2 protein-coding genes are annotated in these 1,456 nt (G+C 35.6%); one reads left to right on the forward strand and one right to left on the reverse strand.

Going from position 1 to position 1,456, the window contains the following annotated elements; genetic code table 11:
* On the reverse strand, positions 1 to 259 hold a 259-nt coding region (locus JMY09_RS14330), incomplete at its 3' end, for a recombinase family protein (protein ID WP_201624622.1).
* A 345-nt stretch (positions 260 to 604) separates the two neighbouring features.
* Here JMY09_RS14330 and JMY09_RS14335 point away from each other — a divergent pair.
* The gene (locus tag JMY09_RS14335) at positions 605 to 1,135 is read left to right on the forward strand and encodes a hypothetical protein (protein ID WP_102076240.1); all 531 of its coding nucleotides are present in this window, start codon (positions 605 to 607) and stop codon (positions 1,133 to 1,135) included.
* Positions 1,136 to 1,456 lie beyond the last annotated feature (321 nt).

The following is a 1,456-nucleotide window of genomic DNA, read 5'->3' on the forward strand; positions in this document are numbered from 1 at the left end:
TACGCTGCTTTAGAATCGCAAAATCATCTTGAGATAGCCGGCTTAATCTATCCACGCTTTCAACCAGCAGAATATCGCCTTCTTCAGCATCATTGAGTAACAGAGTGAGTGCTGGTCTATCAAGCTTCGTACCACTGAAATGCTCAACGTACTCAACATGGTTATCATCATAGCTTTGGCTAAAGCTAATCAAGTCAGATAAGGCTCTCTTAGCGTCTTGATCTTTAGTGCTGGCTCTCACATAAATACGAACGGTCATAACACCACCTCTATTACTTAGACCTAATAATTAATGTTCATTGATAATAGTGAGATATTACTATCTTTTAATAATATAAAAAAGTCTAATGATAGATAGATTATCATTTAAAGGTTTTATGTTTTAGGTATAGGCTAATGATAGGAAAAAAGCACAGCAACCAGCCCTATAATTCAAAAGTCTGTTATAGATGGTTCCATGTTAACAGTCTGTTTTAAGTAGTCTATTAATAGGTTTAAAGGGTAAAATGCCTGGTTCCGTTGGGGTATAGTGTTTTTATATCCTATTTCGGCTAGACTATGCTGTCTTTAGAGTATGCAACTACACCGTCATAGGTTACTAATAATGAAAAATTGGCAAGTAATAGCGTTGTGTTTTTCAATAATAGCTTCAGTAGCAGCAGCTACTTTCTATCTTAAGTATGAACCACAAACGATAGTGAAATCTGATGCTGGAGTAGTTGATTTAGGCAAGGTATTTGCCGAAAATGTTATGATTGATATTGTATGGCTAGACTATGCTGGTAATGAAGATAAGTTTGTTGAAGGCGTTAGTTTCTATGAATCGTCTCAGCCAATAGCTAAAGCACTAGTAGATTTGAACAATCAAAGAAACAAGGGTGTATCTGAAGAGAATAAAACAACCTACGATAAGATAGATAATTATCAAGCTGGTAAGGATAGATTCATAATTCGGACTTACATTACTTACCTCAGCTCAAACTTTAAAACCACACCATACACCCTTGTTATAGGGGAGGAAAAACAAACTTTACAAGGATATAGACCATTAAAAGATAGTATTTACTCGGTAGTTGATAGAAGTTTCAAGGCTAAGAAAGAAGAAGTAGCGAGCAACTTGTTTATGACTAAATAAAACAGTTCATTTATTAATCTTAGAGATACAAAGGTACTGCTGATTTTAGATAGCTAGGCAGTTACACAGAGTTTGGGAAAGGCTCTCGTTAGATGACTTTCTTGAATTTGTTAGTATTACTTAAAGCATCCGAAGAAACTTCTTTTCTCAAAATCCGGCCTCTTTGAACGAGCGATAGCAGTGTTTATGGTCTTTCTTGTTTGCTAGATGATTCCTTTAACAGCACTTTTAACATCATTACCTATTGCCCACGCAAATCTGGATTATTTACACCAGTAGCATAACTATTATCATCTAGCAGCGAATCCTGTTCCCCATATT

Origin of the sequence: Psychrobacter urativorans (assembly GCF_904846695.1) — a bacterium.
Taxonomy (GTDB): Bacteria; Pseudomonadota; Gammaproteobacteria; order Pseudomonadales; family Moraxellaceae; genus Psychrobacter; species Psychrobacter urativorans.